Origin of the sequence: Nocardia stercoris (assembly GCF_003696265.1) — a bacterium.
GTDB classification, from domain to species: Bacteria; Actinomycetota; Actinomycetes; order Mycobacteriales; family Mycobacteriaceae; genus Nocardia; species Nocardia stercoris.
The window spans coordinates 415843-441400 of sequence record NZ_RFFH01000001.1; the positions used below are offsets into that span (position 1 = coordinate 415843).

2 protein-coding genes are annotated in these 25558 nt (G+C 71.3%); both read left to right on the forward strand.

Features of this window, described 5'->3' with window-relative positions:
- Positions 1 to 260 precede the first annotated feature (260 nt).
- Positions 261 to 24767 carry a non-ribosomal peptide synthetase gene (locus tag EBN03_RS01780; RefSeq protein ID WP_122186056.1) on the forward strand — a complete coding sequence of 8169 codons (24507 nt, stop codon included), beginning with the start codon at positions 261 to 263 and terminating at the stop codon, positions 24765 to 24767.
- Complete coding sequence (locus EBN03_RS01785; RefSeq protein ID WP_122186057.1) at positions 24764 to 25540, forward strand: FkbM family methyltransferase; 777 nt, start codon at positions 24764 to 24766, stop codon at positions 25538 to 25540. Before EBN03_RS01780 ends, EBN03_RS01785 begins: the two co-directional genes overlap by 4 nt.
- Positions 25541 to 25558: the final 18 nt, after the last annotated feature.

Consider the following 25558-nt stretch of genomic DNA (forward strand, 5'->3'; position numbering starts at 1 on the left):
ATTTCAGACGCGGTAGGGCCGACGTCCAGGAGCGATGTCTGCCCGCCCTTGATGGCTAAGGATGTTCATGCACAGTCGTAACAACTGCCTCGCCGTCGTTACCCCGGTCTCGAACCACGATCTCCCTGCTGCACCCGTTTTGGAGTAGATCTACGCCCTTTCGGGGCCTGTGTGCCGTGTGTACGCACTGACATCAGGTGGGAAAACGCGCGGACTTCTACGTCTGTCGCGGGTCTGGAGCAAGGGAGAGGGCTACAGCCATGGATTCTTTCGGTCGCAACATCGACGAGCGTGATCTGATTCCGCTATCCGCCGCGCAATACGGCATGTGGTTCGCCGACAGCGCGCACAGCGGATCGGCGACCAATATCGCGCAGTATGTCGAAATTGCCGGTCCACTCGACGTCGTCGCGTTCAGTAAAGCGGTCCGCGAGGCGGCCGAAGAAACAGAGTCCATGCAGGTCCGCATCGTCGAACACGACGGGCGGCCCTATCAGGTGGTCGACCGCAGCATCAGCTTCAACGAGTTGGTCCTGGATCTCAGCGGCGAGCCCGATCCGCTCGCCGCGGCCCGGGAATGGATGCACAACGACTACACCCGGCCGGTCGACATCAACCAGCATCAGCTCGCCACCACGCGGCTGATCCGGATCGGCACCGATCTGCACCTGTGGTACGCGCGCGCCCACCACCTGGTCATCGACGGCTACGGCGCCTTCAACCTGCTCAGCCGCGTCGCCGAGCACTACACCGCCATGCTGCAGGGCCGGCCCGTGGCGCGACTGGTCGCCGCCGACCTGCGCGAGGTGGCCGAAGAGGAGCAGGCCTATCGGTCGAGTTCCCGCTTCGTCGCCGACCGGGAATTCTGGCTGGACAAGGTCGCGGGTCTGCCCACTCCGATCGGCCTCTCCGGCCGGTCCGCGCGACCCGGGAGCAAGGACCGGGTCGCGACGCGGGAATTCCCGGCCGAACTGCGCGCGCTGCTCGACGGCCGGTCCGCCGAACTCGATGCCTCCGCCGCACAGGTGGTGGTGGCGGCATTCGCGGCATTCTTCACCCGGATGACCGGCACCGAGGACGTGGTGTTGTCGGTACCCGTCAGTGCCCGCGTGACGATGAAATTGCGCAATGCTTCGGCGATGCTCGCGAATATGGTCCCGATTCGATTCGGGGTGGACGCGGACACCACGGTCGAGGAATTGGTCCGATCCTCGCGCGCCGAACTCGTCTCGGCACTTCGGCATCAGCGCTACCGGTTCGAGGATCTGCGCCGGGAATCGTCGGCGATCGACCCGGCCGCGAATTCGTTCGGCCCGGTGATCAATATCGTCTTCTTCGACAGTGATATCCGATTGGGTGAAGCGGTCGGCAGCTATCGCGCGCTCACCTCCGGTGTGCTCGACGATCTTCAGCTCAACCTCTATCGATCCGGACCGGACGCACCGATCCTGCTGGAATTGCACGGCAACGAGAATCTGTACGAACAGGGCGAAATCGACGCGCACGCGGACGGATTCGTCGAATTCCTGCACCGCTTTCTCGTCACCCCCGGCGAAGCGAAGGTGCGGGATCTGCGCCTGATCGCCGCGGCCGAGGAGGAGCTCGTACTCGGCCCGCTGGCCGGCGAAGACGGCCTGACACCGCAGGGCACCCTCGTCGATGCCCTGGCGCGCCAGGCGAAGTCGTCGCCGCACGTGGTCGCGATCGCCGACGGCACCACCACGATCACCTACCGCGAACTCGACAAGGCCTCGACCCGGCTGGCCCGGCAGCTGATCGCGCGGGGTGCGGGACCCGGTGTGCTGGTGGCGATAGCGCTGCCGCGGGGCATCGAGCTGATCACCGCCATGCTCGCGGTGCTGAAGTCCGGCGCCGGATATCTGCCGCTGGACGTGACCCATCCGGCCGAACGACTGGAATACATTCTGGGCCAAGCCGATCCGGTGGCGGTGCTGACCGATGCCGAGACCCGCGACCGGGTTCCGGCCGACCCCGCGCGCCGGCTGGTCGTCGACTCGGCCGCGCTGCGCGGCAGCGAGCCGGTCGAGCCGATCACCGACGCCGACCGCCGCGCGCCCCTGCACCCGGACGACACCGCCTACGTCATCTTCACCTCCGGTTCGACCGGACGGCCCAAGGGCGTGGTGATCAGTCACCGCGCGGTGGTCACCTATCTGGCCAACGCGAACCAGACCTTCGGGATCCGGCCCGGCGACGTGTGGACCTTCCTGCACTCGATGGCCTTCGACTATTCGATCTGGGAGATCTTCGGCCCCTTGGTCAGCGGCGGCCGGATCGTCGTGGTCGACGCCATGACCGCCCGCGCCCCCGCCGATCTGGTGCGGCTGGTCGCGCGTGAGCAAGTGACCGTGCTCAGCCACACACCGTCGGCGTTCTATCAGTTCGCCGCCGCCCAGCACCGCCGACTGCGGTCGGGCGACGAGGTGGGCGACCTCGCGCTGCGGCTGGTGGTGCTGTCGGGTGAGGGCCTGGAGCCGGCAGCCCTGGCACCCTGGTACACCGACCATCCCGAGGTGCCGGTGCTGGTCAACAGCTACGGCATCACCGAGACCACGGTGTTCGTCACGCACACCGAGCTCGGCCCGGCGGACGCGGCGCCGGGGGCGCCGAGCATCATCGGAGCGGCCCTGCCCGGTCTGCGCACCTACGTCCTGGACCGCCGGCTGCGGCCGGTGCCGATCGGCGCGTGGGGCGAGATCTACGTGTCCGGAACCCAATTGGCCCGCGGCTACCTGGGGCGCCCGGATCTGACCACGGCCCGGTTCGTGGCCGACCCGTACGGGGTGCCGGGCGGCCGCCTGTACCGCACCGGTGACGTCGCCCGGCGCCGGCACGACGGCGGGCTGGAGTATCGCGGCCGCGCCGACCAGCAGGTCCAATTGCGTGGCTTCCGAGTCGAATTGGACGAGATCCGGGCGGGACTGCTGTCGCATCCGGCGGTGGCGGCCGCCGCGGTGGTGGTGCACGCGCCGGGCACCGAGTCCGCCCGGCTCGACGGATACGTGGTACCGGTGGACGGCGCCGTCTGCGATACCGCCGCGATCCTCGCCCAGGCCGGCACCGTACTGCCGGAGTACATGATCCCCACGACTTTGACTGTGCTGCAGGAACTTCCGCTCACCGTCAACGGCAAGCTCGATACCCGCGCGCTGCCCGAACCCGCCCCGATCGTGGCGGCGGAGTACGTGGCGCCGAGCACCGAGACCGAACGGATCGTCGCGGCGGTCTTCGCGGACCTGCTCGGCGTCGAGCGGGTCGGCGCCGCGGACAGCTTCTTCGAGTCCGGCGGCAACTCGCTGACCGCCGCGAGCGCCGTCGTGCGGATCGCCGAGGCCGCGGAATGCGAACTGTCCGTGCGTGATCTGTTCGCCCATCCCACGGTGGCGGAACTGGCCGAGTGTGTCGGCCGGGCCCGGCGCCGGGTGCGCCCGCCGCTGACCGCCGAGCCCCGGCACGGTGCCGTCCCGCTCGCGCCCGCGCAGAACCGGATCTGGCTGCTGAACCGCGCGGATCCCGACTCCGCGGCCTACAACATTCCACTGGTCCTGCGGCTGAGCGGCACCCTGGACGTGGCCGATCTGCGGGCCGCGCTGGGCGACGTGCTCGAACGCCACGAGGCGCTGCGCACCCGGTATCCCGCGGTCGACGGCCACGGCACCCAGGACATCCTGTCCGCCGAAGCGGTGCTGGCCCAGTTCCCGCTGATTCCCGAGCCGGTCGAGCCGGCCCAATTGGCCGACCGGATCCGGGAATTGATCCTGCCGGGCTTCGATCTCGTGGTGCGGGCGCCGATCCGGGCGGAACTGCTGTCGACCGGCCATCCGCTCGAGCACGTGCTGGTGTTGGTGCTGCACCACATCTGCTGTGACGGTGCGTCGTTGCGCCCGCTGGCCGCCGACTTCGCGATCGCCTACGCCGCCCGGACCGAGAACACCGCACCGGCCTGGGCGCCGCTGCGGGTGCAGTACGCCGACTACGCCGTCTGGCACCGCCGGCTGCTCGGCGCCGACGACGATCCCGACGCCCTGCTCGGCAGCGAGTTGCGCTATTGGACAGCGCAATTGGCCGGCGCGCCGGAGGTGCTCGAGCTGCCCACGGACCGGCCGCGCCCGGCCCGGGCCTCGCTGCGCGGCGGCATCGTCGACACCGTGATCCCGGCTCCCGTCTACGCGGCGGTCGAAAACCTCGCGCGGGCCGCCGATGTCACCGCGTTCATGGTCGTGCACGCGGCCGTGGCCCTGCTGCTGGCCCGGATGTCCGACAGTGCCGACATCGTCGTGGGCGCGCCGGTGGCCGGTCGCGGCGAACGCGATCTCGAACCGCTGGTCGGCATGTTCGTCAACACGGTCGCGCTGCGCACACCGGTATCGACGGAGGACACCTTCAGCGCCCTGCTGGAACGGGTCAAGGACGTCGATCTCGACGCTTTCGCGCACGGTGACGTCCCCTTCGATCGGGTCGTGGACGAGCTGCACCTGCACCGTTCGCTGGCGCACGCCCCGCTGTGCCAGGTGTACCTGGCCTTCGACAACACCGACCTGCCGCGCCTGGAACTGCCGGGCATGACCGCCGAGGTGGTCGATCCGGGCCCGGAACCGGCCAAGGTCGACCTGGTGATCAGTGTGGCCGGCAACACCGCCCCCGGCGGCAATGTGGCGCTGCGGATCAACTTCGCCACCGATCTGTTCGAGCAGTCCACCGCCGAGGCGCTCGCCGCCCGGCTGAACCGGATCCTGGCCGCCGTGGTGGCGGACCCGGACGTGCGGGTCGGCCAGGTGCCGCTGCTGTCGGAGCTCGAACGGGCCGAACTGCTGCCGCGCCGGGGTGCCCCGGCGGTACCCGGAATTCCGTTGTGGGAGTTGCTTGCCCGCGGTGCCGAGATCTCGCCCTACGCGGCGGCTGTGGTGTGCGGCGACCGCCGCATCGGCTACGACGAACTGGACGAGCTGTCCGACCGCTTCGCACGCCGGCTGCTCGCCGCCGGCGCCGGTCCCGGCGACGTGGTGGCCATGGTGCTGCCGCGCTCGGTCGATTTCGTGCGCTGCGTGTGGGCGGTCGCCAAGTCGGGCGCGAGCCTGGTGCTGGTCGATCCGCGCAATCCGCGCGACCGGGTGCGTGCCATGCTCGACGACTGCGGACCGCGAGTCGTGTTGGCGCTCACCGACACCGAGGAACTCGTGCCGGAGGGCGACTGGTTGCGCCTGGTGGTCGACGACCCGGCGGTCCGCACCGAGATCGCGGGCTACCCGGCGACACCGGTGACCGACGCCGAGCGCGGCCGGGCGGTGCGCGCCGAGGACGTGGCCTACGTCATCTACACCTCCGGGACCACCGGTGTGCCCAAGGGCGTGGCCGTCACCAACAGCGGTCTTGCGAATTTCGCTGCCGAACAACAGGATCGGTATCGGGTGACGCCGACTGCGAAGGTATTGCTCGGTGCCGGACCGGGTTTCGACGCCGTCCTGCTGGAGCTGCTCATGGCGCACCCAGGCGGTGCCACGCTGGTGGTCGCGCCGCAACAGGTGTACGCGGGTACCGAACTCGCCGATCTGATTCGGCGGCACGGGGTTTCGCACGCCTTCCTCACCCCAACGGTGATGGCGTCGATGTCGCCGTACGGGCTCGGCTGCCTGCGAGTACTCGTCGCCGGCGGTGAGGCCCTCACCGCCGACCTGGCCGCGGCGTGGGCGCCGGGCCGGCGGCTGCACAACGGGTACGGGCCCACCGAGACCACGATCATGGTCGCGATCAGCGACGCGCTCGCGGCGGCCGGGCCGGTCACCATCGGCGGCCCGATCCGCGGCGTCGCGGCACTCGTACTCGACCATCGACTACGGCCGGTACCCACCGGCGTGGCCGGCGAACTCTACATCTGCGGTGTGCAATTGGCGCGCGGCTACGTCGGGCGTCCGGTCACCACGGCGGCCAGTTTCGTCGCCAACCCGTACGTCGCGGGCGCCCGCATGTACCGCACCGGTGACCTGGTGCGCTGGACCGCGGACCACGAGCTGTACTACTTGGGCCGCGCCGACAACCAGGTCAAGATCCGCGGTCAGCGCACCGAACTGGGCGAGATCGAGGCCGTCCTGGCGCGGGATCCGGCCGTGACCCACGCGGTCGTGACGGTCGCCGACGGCGGCACCGGCGCGGGCCGCCTGGTCGGATATCTGGTCGGCGGGGCGGACGTGGACGCCGAGGCGGTGCGCGCGCAGGCCCGCCGCCTGCTGCCCGCGCACATGGTGCCGGACGTCTGCCTGGTCCTGGACCGGTTGCCGCTCACCGCGAGCGGCAAGCTCGACCGGGCCCGCCTGCCCGAGCCGGTGTTCACCCGCACCGCCGGCGACATCGCGCCGCGCACCGCGAACGAGCGGGTCGTGGCCGAGATCTACGGCGAGGTGCTCGGTGCCACCGACGTGAGCGCGCTGGACAACTTCTTCGACCTGGGCGGTAATTCGCTGACCGCCACGAAGGTGGCGGCTCGGCTGTCGAGCGCCTTCGGCATCGACGTCCCGGTACGCGTGCTGTTCGACGCCCCGACCGTGGATGCGCTGGCGCGCCACCTGGATTCGGTGCCGATCGACACCAGCGGCACCCGCGGCAGCCGCCTCCCGCTGGGCCCGGCCCAGCGCCCGGAGCGGATCCCGCTGTCGCCGGCCCAGGCCCGCATGTGGTTCCTGAACCAGTTCGACACCGGCTCGGCCGTGTACAACGTGCCCGTGGTGGTCCGGCTGTCCGGACCGCTGGACATCGACGCCATGCGCGCCGCGTTGGCGGACGTCGTGCTCCGGCACGAGACCCTGCGCACCCGCTACCCCGACAGCGATACCGGCCCGTTCCAGCAGATCCTCGCCGCCGAAGACTGTGCACCCGAGCTGATTCCGGAGATGGTCGCGGCGGAACTGTTGCAGGCCAGAATCGATGCCGAGGCCGCCGCCGGCTTCGACGTCCGGACCGAGGTGCCGTTCCGGGTCACGTTGCTGCGCACCGCCTCCGACGAGCACACTCTGCTCCTGGTGGTGCACCACATCGCCATCGACGGCTCGTCGCTGGCGCCGCTGGCCGCCGATCTGGGCGCCGCCTACGACGCCCGGCACCGGGGCACGGCCCCGGCGTGGACACCACTGCCGGTGCAGTACGCCGACTATGCCCTGTGGCAGCACGGATTCCTGGGCACCGACGACGATCCCGACAGCGTGAGCGCCGATCAGATCCGGTACTGGCTGGCCGCCTTGGCCGAGCTGCCCGAGGTGCTCGATCTGCCGGCGGACCGCCCGCGCCCGGCCCAGCAGTCGCTGCGCGGTGCGATGCTGTCGGCGACCCTGCCCGCCGATCTGCACCAGGATCTGGTGAGTTTCGCGCGCAGCCGCGGCACGACGGTGTTCATGGTGACCCATGCCGCGTTCGCGGTGCTGCTGGCCCGGCTGTCCGGCACCGACGACATCGCGATCGGCACCCCGATCGCGGGCCGCGGCGAACCGGACCTCGACCCACTGATCGGGATGTTCGTCAACACCCTGGTACTGCGGGTGCGGGTCGACGGGCAGGCGCCGTTCACCGAGATCCTGGACCGCACTCGCACCTGCGACCTGGGTGCCTTCGACAACGCCGATATTCCGTTCGAACGCCTGGTGGAGGTGGTGAATCCGCCGCGCAGCACCGCGCACGCGCCCCTCACCCAGATCGGTTTCTCGTTCCAGAACATCGAGGTGCCCAGTGTCGAGCTGGCCGGCCTGCGGGCCGCGGCCGAGCTGGTGGATCCCGGTGTCGCCAAATACGATCTGCACCTCAACCTGGTCGACAGCCTCGGGCCCGACGGCCTGCCCGGCCCGATTCGGGTCGAATTCGGTTATGCGACAGACCTGTTCGACGAGACCACGGTCCGGTCGTTCTTCGAGCGGTTCGCGCGGGTGCTGCGCGGGGCGATCGCGGAACCGGGCCGCCCGGTCGGCGATCTGGCGCTGCTCGGTGGGCAGGAGCGCGCCGACCTGGAACGGTGGGAACACGGACCGGTGCCGTCCGCGGCCGGCTCGACGCTGCCGGACCTGTTCGCCGCCCAGGCGGCGGCCACCCCGGATCACGTCGCGGTGATCGACGCCGACAGCGGTGTCCGGCGCAGCTATCGCGAGTTCGCCGACGAGGTGAACGCGCTGGCCCGGGTGCTGATCGGGCGCGGTGTCGGCCCGGGTGACGTGGTCGCGGTGGCGATGCGGCGGTCGGTCGACCTGCTGCGCACCCTGTACGCGATCCACGCGGCCGGCGCCGCGTATCTGCCGCTGGACCCGGATCATCCGGCCGACCGGCTGCGCACGGTGCTCGACGCCGCGCGCCCGGCCGCCGTGCTGACCCGCGCCGGTGACACCGTCGAGTTGCCCGCCGACGTAACCGCCTGGGAGCTGGGCGAACCGGTGACCGCGGGCACGAGCACCGCGCCCGTCACCGACGCCGAGCGGTCGCGCCCGCTGCGGCCCGCGGACCTGGCGTACATCATCTTCACCTCCGGTTCGACCGGCGTGCCCAAGGGCGTGGCCCTGCCGCACGCGGCGGTGGCGAACCAGATGTGCTGGATGCGTATGCATTACCGCCTCGGCTCCGCCGACACGCTGCTGCTGCGCACCCCGGTCACCTTCGACCTGTCGGTGTGGGAGTTGTTCTCCGCGTTGGTGTCCGGCGCGTCCCTGGTGGTCGCCGGGCGTGACGATCACGTCGACCAGAGCGCGATCGCGCGGCTGTGCGCCCGGTACCGCGTGACCGTGGCCGACTTCGTGCCGTCGCTGCTGTCCGTCTTCGCCGATGTGGTTGCGGCCCAACCGGATACCTACGACCTGAGCGCGCTGCGTCAGGTGCTGTGCATCGGTGAGGCACTAGACCGCGGCACCGTGGCGCGGTTGCGCGAGATCAGCGGCGCCCGGGTCGACAACCTGTACGGCCCCACCGAGGCGGCGGTCAGCGTCACCGCCGGCGAGATCGACGCCCTCGACACCCCGATCGTCCCGATCGGCGCGCCCGAGGCCGGCGTCACCGTGCACGTCCTCGACGAGCGGCTGCGGCCGGTGCCCCCGGGCGTGACCGGCGAGCTGTACCTGGGCGGAATTCAGCTGGCCCGAGGCTATCTCGGCCGCCCCGGACTGACCGCGGAGCGTTTCGTCGCAAACCCGTTCGGGTCCGCGCACAGCACGGCTCGAGCCCGCAGTGTTCCAGAGTCCGCTCTCCGGAGTGACCGGCTCTACCGCACCGGCGACCTCGTCTGCTGGACCGCCGACGGCCGGCTGCGGTACCTGCGCCGCAGCGACTTCCAGGTCAAGATCCGCGGCCTGCGCGTCGAACTCGGCGAGATCGAGGCGGCACTGCTCGCCCACGAGCACATCAGCACCGCGGTCGCGCGGGTGCGGGCGGTGGCGGGGGAGCAGATCCTCACCGCCTACATCGTGGGCGACGACGACGCCCTCGACAGCCGCGCCGTGCGGTCCTTCCTGCTCGAGCGGCTACCCGCGTATATGGTTCCCGCGCAGGTGATCCGGATCCCGGCGATGCCGCTCACCACCAACGGCAAGATCGACTATCGGGCCTTGCCGGCGCCGGATCCCACCGCCGCCGCCACCGACTACCGGGCACCCAGCGGGATCACCGAGCAGACGATCGCCGAGGTGATCGGCGAACTGGTCGGGCACCCGGCCGTCGGCGCCGACGACAACTTCTTCGAACTGGGCGGGAACTCGCTGCTCGCCACCCGGGCCCTGGCCCGTGTCGGTGACGTGCTCGGCGTGTCGATCCCGGTGCGCGCCATCTTCGAAGCACCCACGGTGGCCGAACTGGCCGGCTGGGTCGAGCGCCTGCGCACCGACGCGGCCGGTCTGCCCGCCCTGGTGGCCGGTCCGCGACCCGAACGAATTCCGTTGTCGCACGCCCAGCATCGGATGTGGCTGCTCAACCGGATCGAATCCGACACGGCCACCTACGTGGTGCCGCTCGCGGTCCGGCTCGACGGCGAGCTCGACACCGCCGCACTGGCATCCGCGCTGGGCGACGTGCTGGACCGGCACGAGATCCTGCGCACCACCTACCCCGCGATCGACGGCGTTCCGGCGCAGGTGATCCTGCCCGCCGCCGACGTCGTGGCGAGCTGTGACCTGCGGCTGCGCACGACCACCGAAGCGGACCTGCCGGCGGAACTGACCGCCTTCTTCGGCACGGGATTCGATGTGGTCCAGGCCCCGCCGCTGCGCATCGCCCTGTTCCGGTTGTCGGACACCACGCACGTGCTCGCGTTGGCGGTGCACCACATCAGCTGCGACGGCTTCTCGGTGGCACCGCTGACCGCCGATATCCTCACCGCCTACGCGGCGCGCCGCGCCGACCGGATCCCGGACTGGGCGCCGCTGCCGGTGCAGTACGCGGATTACGCCCTGTGGCAACGGGATCTGCTCGGATCACCGGACGACCCGGAGTCGCTGTCCGGCCGCGACATCGCCTACTGGCACAGCCAGCTGGCCGGGATCCCGGAACTGCTGGATCTGCCTGCCGATCGTCCCCGCCCGCTCGTGCAGTCGCATCACGGCGCGACCGTCTCGCTGGCCGTTCCGGCCGAGGTGGCGGCGGGGCTCGAGACGCTGGCCCGCCGCAGCGGGGTGACCACTTTCATGGTCGTGCACACCGCGCTCGCGGTGCTGTTGGCCCGGCTGTCCGGCGGCGACGACATCACCATCGGTGTGCCGCACGCCGGACGCGGCGACCGCACCCTGGACCGGCTGGTCGGCATGTTCGTCAACACGCTGGTGCTGCGCACGCGGGTGCGGCCCGACCAGCGGTTCGCCGACCTGCTGGATCTGAACCGCCGCACCGACATCGAAGCCTTCGACCACGCCGCCGTCCCGTTCGAGCAGCTGGTGGAGATGCTCGATCCGGTTCGGTCGACGGCACATTCGCCGCTGTTCCAGGTGATGCTCGCCTACCAGAACATGGAACGCGCGCGCCTCGAACTGCCCGGTCTCGCGGTGACCGCGCTGGACGTCGGCGCCGATGCCGCGATCGCGGATCTGCTGCTGATGGTGACCGAGGAGCGCGGTCCCCGCAACGAGCCCACCGGTCTGGGCCTGCGGCTGACCTATGCCACCGATCTGTTCGAGGCGGACACGGCGCATCGGCTGCTCTGCCGGTTCGTCCGGGTGCTGGCCGCGGCCGTGGCCGACCCGGACGTCGTGGTGGGCGACATCGATCTGGTCGACACCGGGTTGAACCGGGTGTCCGACGTGGTGCTTCCGCCGGCCCGGACCCTCCTCGAGGCCTTCGACGAGCAGGTGGCCCGCACCCCCGACGCCGTGGCCGTGCGGGTACCCGGTGGGCGTGCGCTGACCTACCGGGAGTTCGATGCCGAGGTGAACCGGCTCGCGCGGTACCTGATCGCCTGCGGCGCCGGGCCGGAAACCACTGTGGCCGTGGCGATTCGCCGCTCGCTCGAGTCGGTGGTGGCCATCTATGCCGTGGTGCGGGCCGGCGCGGCGTTCGTGCCGATCGATCCCGACCACCCCGCCGCCCGCATCGCCCATGTGACCGCTGCGGCCCGGCCGCTGCTGATCGTCACCACCTCCGGCGCCGAGAGCGCGCTGCCCGGTGAGATCGAGCGGGTCCGGCTCGACGGCCTGGACCTCTCGGCGCTGTCCGGCGAGCCGATCGGGGCCGCGGAACGGCGAATGCCGTTGCGGCCGGACAATATCGTGTACGTGCTGTTCACCTCCGGGTCGACCGGCGCGCCGAAGGGCGTGGCACTGACGCACGCCGCGACCGACCACCAACTCACCTGGGCCCAGGGCGAATACCCGCACGACGCCTCGGATGTGGTGCTGCACAAGACGCCGACCACCTTCGACATCGCGGTGTGGGAACTGTTCTGGCCGTTGCGCGCCGGCGCGCAGATCCTGGTCGCCGCCCCCGACGGCCACCGGGACCCGGGCTACCTGGCCGCGATCCTGGCCGCCGAGCCCGTCACTACCGTGCACTTCGTGCCCTCGATGCTGGAGGTGCTGCTCGAACAGTCCGGCGCCGCAGCCCTTTCCCGGGTGCGCCACGTGTTCCCGGCCGGTGAGGCGCTGTCGCGGCGCACCGCGGACCGAGCGCTGCGGTTGTTCCCGAACGCGGCGGTGGTCAACTGGTACGGCCCGGCCGAAGCTGAGGTGGTCACCGCCTACCGGTGCGATGCCGCCGATTCCGATGTGGGCGTGACAGTTCCGATCGGTGAGCCGGTGACGGGTATGGCGGCGTGGGTGCTGAACTCGCGGCTGCGACCGGTGCCGGCCGGGGTGGTCGGCGAGCTCTACGTCTCTGGTGCGCAGCTGGCCCGCGGCTATCACGGCCGCCAAGACCTGACCGCCACGACATTCCTCGCGAACCCCTTCGGCCGTCCGGGTGAACGGCTCTACCGCACCGGCGATCTGGCCCGGTGGACCAGGTCCGGGCAGCTGGAGTTCGTGGGCCGCAGTGACTTCCAGGTGAAGTTCCACGGCCAGCGGGTCGAGCCCGGCGATATCGAGGCCGCGCTGCACACGATCGACTCGGTCGCGCGAGCGGTCGCCGTCGTCACCTCGGACCGGATCTGGGCCTATGTGACCCCGGCCCCCGGCGCCGCACCGGACGGGCGCGAACTCCGCCGCGAACTGACCCGCCTGCTGCCCGCCTACCTGGTGCCCGGCGCGGTGCGGGTGCTGGAATCGTTGCCGCTCAACGCGAACGGAAAGCTGGACCGCGCCGCGCTGCCCGCCCCGGTGGCCGACGACGCCCAGGAGTACGTCGCGCCGCGCACCGACACCGAGGCTGTGCTGGCCAAGGTGGTCGCCGAGGTCGTCGGTGTGGACCGGGTCAGCACGGCCGCGGATCTGTTCGAAATCGGCGTGACCTCGCTGTCGGCCGCGCAGATCGCCGCCCGCGCCGAGTCCGGGCTGCGGGTCCAGGTCGGCATCCGGGATCTGTTCGAGGCCCGCACGGTCGCCGCGCTGGCCGAGCGCGTCGCGGAGCGGGAGCGGTACACCAGCGTCCCGCTGGTTCGCCGCACCGGGCACGCGCCGGTGCCGTTGGCCGCCGCACAGCGCCGGATGTGGATTCTCGACCAGCTCGATCCGGCCTCGGGCGCCTACAACATCTGCTTCGCCGCGCGCCTGACCGGCCCGCTGGACGTGGACGCGCTGCGTGCCGCCTACGGCGACGTGGTGGCCCGGCACGAACCGCTGCGGACGGTGTATCCGGCGATCGACGGGCAGCCGCGCCAGGTGCTGCGGCCCGCGTCGGAGAGCTCGATGCTGATCGAGGACGAGGTCGATCCCGCGCACCTGGCCGAGCACATGCGGGCCGCCGCGACCGCGGGTTTCGATGTGGCACAGGCTGGTCCGGTCCGGACCTGGCTGTACCACACCGGTCCGGACGAGCACGTGCTGCTGGTGGTGGTCCACCACATCGCCGCCGACGGCGCGTCCATGCCGCCACTGGCCCGAGACGTGTTCACCGCCTATCGATCTCGCCTCGGTGGCTTCGCGCCGCAGTGGCAGCCGCTGCCGGTCACATACGCCGACTACGCGGTGTGGCAGCACGAGCTGCTCGGTGCCGAGGACGACCCGGCGTCGCTGGCGGGCCGCCAGATCGCCTACTGGCAGCGGGCACTCGCCGACGCCCCCGAACTGCTGGAGCTGCCGCTCGACCGGCCCCGCCCGGCCGTGCTGTCCACCGCGGGTGACCGCATCGTCTTCGCGGTCGACCCCGAATTGCACAGTGCGGTCACCGACCTCGCGCGTCGCGAGGGTGTCACGGTGTTCATGGTGCTGCACGCCGCGCTGGCGCTGCTGCTGGGCCGGATCGCCCGGACCGGGGACGTGTCGATCGGCACGCCGGTCGCCGGCCGCGGCCGCCCCGAACTCGACGACCTGGTCGGCATGTTCGTCAACACCGTCGTGCTGCGCACCCGGATCGACGAGGACCTGTCGTTCACCGACTTCCTCGCCGGTGTGCGCGGTGCCGACCTCGAGGCGCTGGCCCACGCGGACGTACCGTTCGAGCGGCTGGTCGACCTGCTGGCGCCCACGCGGTCGACCGCCTATTCGCCGCTCTACCAAGTCATGTTCACGCTGCGCAATGCCGGCGCGCCTCGCTTCGACCTGGACGGGATCGATGTGGAGGTGCTGGATCCCGGTGTGGCACAGGCCAAGACCGATCTGTCGGTATTCCTCGCCGAGCGCACCGAGGGCGGGATCGACGGCGAGATCGTGTTCGCCACCGACCTTTTCGGCCCGGACACGGTCCGCCGGTTCGCCGACGGCCTGATCCGCGTGCTGACCGCGATCACGACGGAACCGGCTCGGCCGGTCGCGAGGATCAGCCTGCTCGACGCGGAGGAGGCGGCGACCCTGCTGCCCGCCGGCCGGCCCGCCTACGTGGCTCCCGCCGTCCTGCCGGAGCTGCTGTCCCGTGCCGCGGCCGACCCGGCCGCAACCGCCCTCATCGGTGCGGACGAGACCCTCACCTACGGCGAGCTGGACCGGCGGTCGAACCAGCTGGCGCGGCAGCTGATCGCGGCCGGGGCCGCCCCGGGCACGTTCGTCGCGCTGGCCCTGCCGCGCTCGGCCGGCTACCACGTCGCGCTGTGGGCGATCACCAAGACCGGTGCCGCGTTCGTACCGCTCGATCTGCGCTATCCGGCCGAACGGATCGCGCACGTGGTACAGGACTCCGGCGTGCGCCTGGGCGTCACGCTGACCTCGGCGCGGGACGGAAACCTATTGCCCGACACGGTGTCCTGGCTCGAGCTCGACGACCCGGCGCTGATCGCGCAGCGGGACGCCTGGTCCGAGGGCCCGATCACCGACGCCGACCGGCGCCGCCCGCTGCGCCTGCAGGACGCGGTGTACGTGGTCTACACCTCCGGTTCGACCGGGACGCCGAAGGGCGTCGTGGTCACCCATGCCGGTCTGGCGAGCTTCGCGGCCGAGGGCAGTACGCACTATCTGATCACCGCGAAGTCGCGGATATTGCAGGTCTCCGCACCGGCTTTCGACGCGGTCATGATGGAACTGCTCATGGCCTGCGATGCGGGCGCGGCCCTCGTCGTCGCGCCTCCGGAGGTGTACGCCGGACCGGAACTCGCGGAACTGATTCGCCGGCACAGGGTTTCGCACTCGTTCATGACGCCGGGTGTGCTCGCCACCATGTCACCCGAGGGCATGTCCCACCTGCAGATGCTGACCATCGGTGGTGAGGCGATGCCCGCGGATCTGCTGGCGGCCTGGGCGCCGGGGCGCCGGTTCCACAACGTGTACGGCCCCACCGAAACCACCATCGCCGCGACCGTGACCGGCCCGCTGCGGCCCGGCGACCCGATCACCATCGGCCACCCGTTCTGCGGCATGCAGGCTCTGGTGCTGGATCAGCGGTTGCGGCCGGTGCCGGTCGGTGTGACCGGTGAGTTGTACCTGACCGGAACGCATCTGGCCCGTGGTTACCTCAACCGCCCGGTCACGACGGCGGCGGCCTTCGTCGCCTCGCCGTACGAGCCCGGATTCCGGATGTACCGCACCGGCGACCTGGTCCGCTGGAGTCCGTCCCGTGCCCTGGAATACGTGGGGCGGGCCGACTTCCAGGTCAAGGTCCGCGGTCAGCGCGTCGAGCTCGGCGAGATCGACGCGGCACTGCTGGCCTGCGCGGAGGTGGGCGCGGCGGTGACGGTGAGTCGGCCCGGCCGCGCCGGGCAGACCGTCCTGGTCGCGTATGTCGTTGCCGCCGAGGGGCAGTCGCTGGACCCCAACACGATCCGGGAGCGGATCGCGCGGACCCTGCCCGACCACATGGTGCCCACCACAATCATGGTGCTGGACGAGCTGCCGCTCACCGCCACCGGCAAACTGAACCGGCGCGCGCTGCCCGAACCCATTGCGGTGCTGCCTGATTCGGTCGCCGTGCCGGAGACCGAGCTGGAGTACCGGATCGGCGGCATCTTCGCCGAGGTCCTGGGTCTGGACCGGGTCGCGGTCGACGGGTCGTTCTTCGCGCTGGGCGGTGACTCGATCATGTCGATCCAGCTCGCGGCCCGGCTGAAGGCGGCCGGTGTGCCGATCACCGCGCGAGACATCTTCGAGCACAAGACGGTTCGCGGTCTGGCCGCGGCGGCGCAGGCGGCCGGGCGCGCGGAGCTCACCGAACTGCCGGGTGGCGGTGTCGGCGACATCCCGTTCACGCCCATCGTGTCCTGGTATCTGGAGCGGCTCGCGGGTGTGTCCCGGTTCGCTCAGACGCTGCTGGTGGGTCTGCCCGGCGACGCCCGCCGCGCGGACGTGGAGGCCACGGTGCAGGCGGTCCTCGACCGGCACGACATGCTGCGGGCCCGGCTCGGTGCCCACGGACTGGAGGTGCCGCCCGCGGGCGGCGCGGCCGCCGCGACCGCGGTGCTGGTCCGGACCTTCGGGGCCGACGCGGTCCCGGGCAGCTCCGGCTTCACGGCGGTGCTCGACGCGGCGCTCGACGAGGCGGCCGCGCAACTCGACCCGGCCACCGGTGATCTGCTGCGGGTGGTGTGCCTGTTGCCGGAACCCGGTGTCGCCGCCACCGGACGCGCCCTGATCGTGATCCATCACCTGGCCGTGGACGGTGTGTCCTGGCGAATCCTGATCCCGGACTTCGTGACCGCATGGCAGCGGATCACCACGGGCGACCCGGCCGGCCTGCCGGCGGTGGGCACCTCGATGCGCCGCTGGGCCCGTGCCCTGACCGACGCGGCCGCCGGGCGGGACGGCGAAGTGGAACTGTGGGAGCGCGTCGGCGAGTACACCGAGCCGCTGCTCGGCCGCGCCGCCCTCGACCCGGCCGTGGACACGACCGCCACGGTCGAGCAGCTCACCCTGACCGTCCCGGTCGCGGTGACCACCGCGCTGCTGGGTTCGGTGCCGCGCGCCGCGCACGGCAGCATCGACGACGCCTTGCTCGCGGGACTGGTTGTGGCACTGAACCGTTGGCGGCGCCGGCGCGGTATCGAGCACGACGGCGCGCGGATCCTGCTGGAGAGCCACGGCCGTGAGGAGCAGATCGCGCCCGGTGCCGATCTGTCCCGGACGGTCGGCTGGTTCACCAGCGCCTATCCCGTGGTGCTCGAGGTCGCCGGTGACGATCCGGCCGCCGCGGTGCTCGCGGTGAAGGATCAGCTACGGGCGGTGCCGGACAAGGGAATCGGCTACGGCCTGCTGCGCTACCGGCGCCCCGACACCGCCGCCCGGCTCGCCGGACTGCCGGAGCCACAGATCGCGTTCAACAACCTCGGCCGGGCCGGCGTCGACGTCGCGGCCCTCTCCGACGTGGCCTGGGTGCCGGCGAGTGAGGACTTCGACCAGCGGCTCGCTATCGATCCCGCCATGCCGGCGGCGGCGCCGCTCACCGTCGACGCGGTGATCACCGATACCCCGGACGGCCCGGAGATGAATGCCCGAATCGGTTACGCGACAAGGATTCTCGATGAATCCGACGTCAGCGAGCTGGCCCGGGAATGGGGCACCGTCCTGGTCGAGATCGCCGCCGCGGCCGAGCGGACCGCGGACTGGGGCCTGTCCCCGTCGGACGCGCCGCTGGTCGAGGTCACCCAGGACGATCTGGACCGGTTCGCGCAGGCCTACGGCCCGCTGACCGCGGTCTGGCCACCGGCGCCGCTGCAGTCCGGGCTGCTGTTCCACGCCGAACTCGCCGCCGGCGCGCTCGACGTGTACACCGCGCAGGCCGAGCTGACGCTGACCGGGCCGGTCGACGCCGACCGGCTCCGGGACGCGGCTCACGCTCTGCTGCAACGGAATCCGAACTTGCGGGCCGCCTTCCCCCGCACCGGCGCGGGCCGGATCGCGCAGGTCGTGCCGGAACACGTGGAGCTGCCCTGGCGCACCGTCGACCTGTCCGGCGAGGCGCCGTCGGCACTGGCCCGGGTACTCGAGGCCGAACGCGAGCGGCCCTTCGACGCTGCCGAGCCGCCACTGCTGCGGCTGGTCCTGGTGACCGTCGGACCGGACGAATACCAGCTGGTCCTGACCGCGCACCACTTGCTGCTCGACGGCTGGTCCCTGCCGCTGCTGCTGCGCGAGCTGGTCGGGCTGTACGCGGTGCGCGGCGACGCCGCCGCCCTGCCCGCCACCACCTCCTACGGCAGCTACCTGCGGTGGCTGGCCGAGCGGGACGACGCGGCGGACGTCGCGGTGTGGCGCGACGTGCTGGGGGAGGGGCTCGAACCCACCCTGCTGGCCGGCACGCGGCCCGACGCCACTGTCCAGGTCCCGGTCGACCTCACCGTCGACCTGGGCTCCGAGGTCACTGCCGCGCTCACGGAATTCGCCGCGGCACAGGGCGTCACGATGTCGACGATCCTGCAGTTCGCCTGGGCCACGGTGCTGGCCGGTCAGCTCGGCCGCGACGACGTGGTGTTCGGTGAGACGGTGTCCGGGCGGCCCGGCGAGCTGCCGGGCGTCGAGCAGATGATCGGCCTGTTCATCAACACGCTGCCGGTCCGGGTGGACCTGAACCCGGAATCGACTCTCGCCGAGGCGATTCGGCGGTTACAGGGCGACAAGGCCCGGCTGGTCGACCACCACCACGTCCCGCTGTCGGCGATCATGGGCGCGGTCGGTGCCGGGCAGCTGTTCGACACACTCGTGGTGTACGAGTCCTATCCGGTCGACAGCAGCGGGCTGGGCGAAGCGGAGATCGACGGCGTCCGCGTGACCGATGTGCGCGGAACCGACGCCGCGCACTACCCGATCACCGTGCAGGCCCACCGTGACGACGTCGACGGCGCGGTCCACGTCCGGGTCCGGTACCAGCCGGAGCGCATCGAGCCGGCGTCGGCCGCCGCGCTGGCCGCCCGGGTCGAGGCGATGCTGGGCCGGATCGCGGCCGAGCCGCACACCCTGCTCGGCCGCGTGGATCTGGTCCCGCCGGACCAGCGAGCGGCGCTGGTACCGGCCCGCGGTCGGTTGGCGGAACCGCCTGTGGCACTGAGTGATCTGCTGCGCCGCGGGGTGGCGCTGCGTCCCGACGGCGACGCCGTCGTGCACGGGTCCACCCGGGTCGGCTATCGCGAACTCGACGACATGGCCCACCGGCTGGCCCACCGCCTGCTCGCGGCGGGGGTGCGCGCGGGCGACACCGTCGCGCTCGTGCTCCCGCGCTCGGTCTCGCTGATCGCGGCGGTCTGGGCGGTGGCCGAGACCGGCGCGGTGGCAGCCATGCTCGATCCGCGCAACCCGGTGGACCGGCTGGCCGGCATGCTGGCCGACTGCGCCGCCCGGGTGGTGCTGACCCTGTCCGAGGTGGAAGACGTTGTGCCCGAGGGTGACTGGCTGCGGCTCATGCTCGACGACCCGGAGACCGCACGCCGGATCGCGGCCCAGCCCTCGACCGCGGTGGAGCGGTCGCGCCCGATCCGGGCCGCCGACCCGGCATACGTCATCTACACCTCGGGCACCACCGGAACCCCGAAGGGCGTGGCACTGACCACCGCCGGGCTGGCGAATTTCGCCGCCGAGCAACGGGAACGGTATGCGGTCGACACCGAGTCGCGGGTATTGCAGGTCGCCGCACCGGGATTCGACGCCGCCATGCTGGAGATCCTGATGGCGCACCCGAACGGCGCGACCCTGGTGGTGGCGCCCGCCGACACCTACGCCGGTCCCGAACTCGCGGACCTGATCCGGTCGCAGGGCGTCACACACTCCTTCCTCACGCCATCGGTACTGGCCACCATGTCACCGGCCGGTCTGGAGTGCCTGCGGGTGCTGGTCGCCGGTGGTGAGGCGGTCAGCGCGGAACTGGCCGCCACCTGGGCGCCGGGCCGCCGGCTGCACAACGGGTACGGGCCCACCGAGACGACCATCATGGTCGCGATCAGTGATCCGCTGCCCCCGCACGGTCCGGTCACCCTCGGTGGCCCGATCCGCGGAACCGTTGCCGTGGTGCTGGATTCGCGGCTGCGGCCGGTGCCGGTCGGTGTGATCGGCGAACTGTACGTGGGTGGGGTCGGCCCGGCCCAGGGCTATCTGGGCCGCCCGGCCGCGACTGCCGCCGCGTTCGTCGCCGACCCCTACGACCCGGGTGCCCGGCTCTATCGCACCGGTGACCGGGTGCGCTGGACCGCCGACCACACCCTGGAATACCTGGGCCGCGCCGACCACCAGGTCAAGCTGCGCGGGCAGCGGCTCGAACTCGCCGAGATCGAGGCGGTCCTCGAGGCGGATCCGGCCGTCGCACATGCCGTTACCTTGCTGCGGACCGACGAGCGCGGCATCGACCGGCTGGTCGGATATCTGGTCGGCACCGGCGACAGCGAGCTCGACCCCGATCGGGTCCGGGCCGCCGCGCGCCGGCGGCTGCCGGCCCACATGGTGCCCGAGGCCTGCGTGGTGCTGGACCGGCTGCCCCTGACCGTGACCGGGAAGCTGGACCGGGCCGCACTGCCCGAACCCGAATTCGCGACGGCCGCAGAGTATCTCGCGCCCCGTGACGCGACCGAGCAGCTGGTCGCCGACCTGTGCGCCGAGGTGCTCGAGCTGGAGCGGGCCGGTATGCGGGACGACTTCTTCGACCTCGGCGGCAACTCGCTCACCGCGACTCGGCTGACCGCCCGGCTGGGCTCCGCGCTCGGGGTACGGGTCGCGGTGCGCGATCTGTTCGAGGCGCCGTTGCTGGCCGATCTCGCGGCCCGGCTCACCCTGCTCGAGCGCGTCGACCGCCCGCCGCTGGCCCGGCGCGTGCCGGGTGAGCCGGTGCCGCTGTCACCCGCCCAGCAGCGCATGTGGTTCCTCAACCAGCTGGATTCGTCGGTGGGCGCCTACAACGTCCCACTGGTGATCCGGATGCGCGGTGCGGTGGACATTCCCGCCCTGCGGCGCGCCTGCCGCGCGGTCCTGGAGCGCCACGAATCGCTACGCACCAAGTTCCCCGTGGTGGACGGGGCGCCGCGGCAGGTGGTGGTCGACGTCGACGAGGTCCTGCCGGCCCTGAGCCCGGTCCGGATCGACGAGACGTTGCTCGCCAAGGCCGCCACGACCGTGGTCGCGGAGAGCTTCCGAGTCACCCAGGCGCCGCCGATCCGCGCGGAGCTGTTCGAAATCGGCAGCACCGACTATGTTCTGGTGATCGCGGTGCACCACATCTGCGCCGACGGGCAGTCGATGATGCCGCTGGCCCGCGACGTCGCCGCCGCCTACCAGGCCGAGACCACGGGGACCACCCCGCAATGGCCGGAACTGACCGTCCAGTACCCGGATTACGCGCTGTGGCAGCGCGCGCTGCTCGGCGACGAAAACGATCCCGAGTCGCTGCTGTCGCGGCAGCTGCGCTACTGGGAGGACACGCTGCGCGGTGCGCCGCCGCTGCTGGAACTGCCCACCGATCTGCCGCGCCCGCCCGTGGCGTCCATGCGGGGCCGGTCGGTGGAGTTCGAGATTCCCGCGGTCGTGCAGGAGCAGCTGGAGGCGCTCGGCCGCGCGCACGGCGCCACCTCCTTCATGGTGGTGCACGCCGCACTGGTCGTGTTGCTGGCGCGGCTGGCGCACACCGACGACGTCACGGTCGGCACCCCGGTGTCCGGGCGCGGTGAACGCGAGCTGGACAACCTGATCGGCATGTTCGTCAACACCGTCGCGCTGCGCTCGGCGGTCCACGCCGACCAGCCGTTCGCCGCGCTGCTGGCCGCGGTGCGCGAGACGGACCTGGGCGCCCTGGCGCACGCGGACGTGCCGTTCGAGCGGGTGGTCGAGGCGCTCGATCCGGTCCGCTCCACCGCGCACCTGCCGGTGTACCAGGTGACGATCGACTATCAGAACCTCGACCGGGCGGCCCTCGATCTGCCCGGGATCGGGGTGGAACCGATCGAGAACTATTACGAGCCCGCGCATTCCGACCTCAACGTGAAACTGGTCGAGCGGTTCGACGCCGACGGCCGGGCACTGGGCATCACCTGCCGGTTCACCTACGCCACCGACCTGTTCGCCGCGGACTCGATGGAACGGTTCGCCCGCTGGTACGTGCGGATCCTCGGCGCGGTGGTCGCCGATCCCCAGCTCGCGGTCGGCGACATCGAATTCATGGACGCCGCCGAACGGCTGGAGGTGCTCGCCGCGGCGGGCCGCCCCGGCGCGCTCGTCCCCGAGGCCACGATCGGCAGCCTGTTCGCCGAACGCGCCGCCGCCACCCCGGACGCCACCGCGGTGTCCGACGGCCGGGAGCGGCTGACCTACGCGCAGCTGTACCAGCGGGCCGCGCAGGTCGCGGGCCGGCTGGCCGAACGTGGTGTCGGCCCGGAATCACTGGTGGCGGTGGCACTTCCGCGCACGACCGACCTGATCGTCGGACTGCTCGCGGTCACGCTGTCCGGCGCGGGCTACCTGCCGGTGGACGTGAGCTACCCGGCGCAGCGGCTGCGCTTCATGCTGGCCGACGCCGCGCCGGCCGCGCTGCTGACCCTGCCGGAGGTGATCGGCGACAGCAATTCGCTCACCGAGATCCGGCCCGAATTCGATGTTCCGGTGGTACTTCTCGACGACGCCGGCGACGGCACGGCGCCCCCGGTCCCGGCCCGGCCGGACAATGTCGCCTACGTGATCTACACCTCCGGATCCACCGGCCGCCCCAAGGGGGTCGCGGTGAGCCACCGGGACGTGGTCACGCTGCTCGTCAACGCCGCCCGCAATTTCGACGTCGGCCCGGACGACGTGTGGACGATGTTCCACTCGTACGCCTTCGACTTCGCGGTCTGGGAGATCTGGGGCGCCCTGCTCTCCGGCGGCCGGGTGGTGGTGGTCGACTACGACACCACGCGCACCCCGGACGCTTTCGTGGAGCTCGTCGCGCGCGAAGGGGTCACGGTCCTGAGCCAGACACCGTCCGCGTTCTACGGATTCGCCGACGCCTACCGGCGCCGCCTGGAGGCCGGCACCGGCGACATCACCGCGCGCCCCGACGATCTCGCGCTGCGCTACGTCGTGTTCGGTGGTGAGGCACTCGACACCTCGAAGCTGACCGGCTGGTTCGACACCCACGAACCGGGTTCGCCGCGGCTGGTCAACATGTACGGCATCACCGAGACCACGGTGCACGTCAGCTACGCCGAACTCGACGAGAACGGCACGGGCGGAATCGGTTCCGCGCTGCCCGGCATGACCGTCCATGTGCTCGACGACCGGTTGCGGCCGGTGCCTGCGGGCGTCGCGGGCGAGCTGTACGTCTCCGGTGCGCAGCTCGCGCGCGGTTATCTCGGTGCGGCGGCACTGACTTCGGGCCGATTCGTGGCGGATCCGTTCGGACCGGTCGGAACCCGGATGTACCGCACCGGTGACGTCGGCCGGTGGCGCCGCACCGCCGACGGCCTCGAACTGGAATACCAGGGCCGGGCCGACGCGCAGATCCAGTTGCGTGGCTTCCGCATCGAACTCGGCGAGGTCGAGGCGGCACTGCTGCGGCACCCCGATGTCGCGCACGCGGCGGCGACGGTGCGCCGGCACGAGAGCGGCGTCGACCAGCTGATCGGCTATGTCGTCGCCGCACCGGGTCGTTCGGTCGATTCCGGCGACGTCGCGCAGCTGGCCGGACGGGTCCTGACCGGCTACATGGTGCCGTCGGCCATCATGGTGCTGCCCGAGCTGCCGGTCACCGTGAACGGCAAGCTGGACCGCAAGGCCTTGCCGGAACCCGACTTCGACGCTCGCGATGGCCGTACCGAGGCGGCGCGCAACCATACCGAGGCGACCATCGTCGAGGTCTACGCCGAGGTGCTGCGGGTGCAGCGGGTCGGTGCCCTGGACGGATTCTTCGACCTGGGCGGTAACTCGCTGTTGGCCACGATGGTGGTCACCGAACTACAGGCGCGCGGCGTGCGGATCGAACTGCCGTGGATGTTCGAGGACGCCACCCCGCGTGCCCTCGCCCGCCGCGCCGACGAGACCGACGGCGGATCCGGGATGTCGGTGCTGCTGCCGCTGCGGCCCGGCGGAGATCTGGCCCCGCTGTTCGCGATCCACCCGGCCGGTGGACTGGCCTGGTTCTACGGCGGGCTGGCCGCGCAATTGCACAGCGACCGGCCGGTCTACGGCCTGCAGGACCCGCACGTGGTCGCGGGCGAGCCGAGCGCCGAGTCCATCGAGGAGCTCGCCGAACGGTACGTCCGCGAGATCCGGGCCGCACAGCCCGAGGGTCCGTACCACCTGCTCGGCTGGTCCCTCGGTGGCCAGATCGCGCACGCCGTGGCCACCCGGCTGCAGCGCGACGGCGCGACGGTGGCCCTGCTGGCCATGATGGACAGCGCGCCCGGCACCGCGGCGGTGCAGGTGCCGGAGTCCGATGTGGCCGTGGGTGATCGGCTGGCCGACCTGCTGGGCGGCTGGCGGGAGTTGTTCGAGCTCGGGGACGCGGTGACCGCGTCCTCGGCCGAGGAAGCCTGGGCGGTGATCCGCGATCAGATCATCGGTACCGGCCTGTTCACCGGCGAACAGGTCGACCGGGTGATGCACAGTTTCGAGTCTGCCGCCGGTTTGGCCGATGCTCACCGCCCGGACGTATTCGACGGGGACCTGCTGTTCTTCACCGCGGGTCACGATCGGGACGACCCGGATACGCTCGCCGACGCTTGGGTCCCGCACATCACCGGTTCCGTGCACAACAATGTCGTCGACGCACGGCACCTCGAGTTGACCCATCCGTTCGCACTGGCCGAGATCGGCCCGCTCCTCGAAAGGTTCCTCACCGCATGAGAACTACACTCCACCAACTTCGGCTCGACGACGGCCGGACCGTGGCGTGCACCAGCCCCGCCGAAGCGCGGATGCTGTGGTCGGAAATGTCGATCGCCGGGTTCTACCGGCAGGCCGCCGCCGGACTGCGGGCCGGTGACCTGGTCGTCGACATCGGCGCCAATATCGGCCTCAGCGCGATGATGTTCGCCGACAGCTGCCCGGGAATCGCGGTGATCGCGGCCGAACCGGCACCGATCGTCTTCGACTGCTTGCAGCGCAACCTGTCCACGTATGTGCCGGACGGCACGGCCGTCGAGGTGGCCGTGGGCGCGGAACCCGGTGTGCTGCCGTTCACCTGGTACCCGCGCGCGACGGCGAATTCGGGACTGTATGCCGACCGGGCCGCCGACGACGAGTCCACCCGGATCTTCCTGCGCAACAGCGGATTGGCCGACGTGGCCATCGACATGATCACCAGCGGGCTGCACGACGGCGAACAGATCGATGTGGAGGTGACCACCGTCGCCGCCCTGGTGGCCCGGTACGGCCCCGACCGCCCGATCGGCGTGCTGAAGATCGATGTCGAACGGGCCGAATTCGATGTGCTGATGGGGATCCCGGCCGCGATCTGGCCGCGGATCCGCACAGTGGTGGCCGAGGTGCACGATATCGACGGCCGCCTCGACCGGTTCTGCGCCGAATTGCGCCGGTACGGACTGGAACCGGAGACCCGGCAGGATCCGGCCCTGGCCGGCACCGAACTACACGAGGTCTTCGCTACCCGCCGGTGAACCGCGCGCACGAAATGG

Excerpts from the sequence above, each read along its gene's own strand:
- EBN03_RS01785 (WP_122186057.1), top strand. The coding sequence starts at position 24,764 with ATGAGAACTACACTCCACCAACTTCGGCTCGACGACGGCCGGACCGTG.
- EBN03_RS01780 (WP_122186056.1), top strand. The coding sequence starts at position 261 with ATGGATTCTTTCGGTCGCAACATCGACGAGCGTGATCTGATTCCGCTA.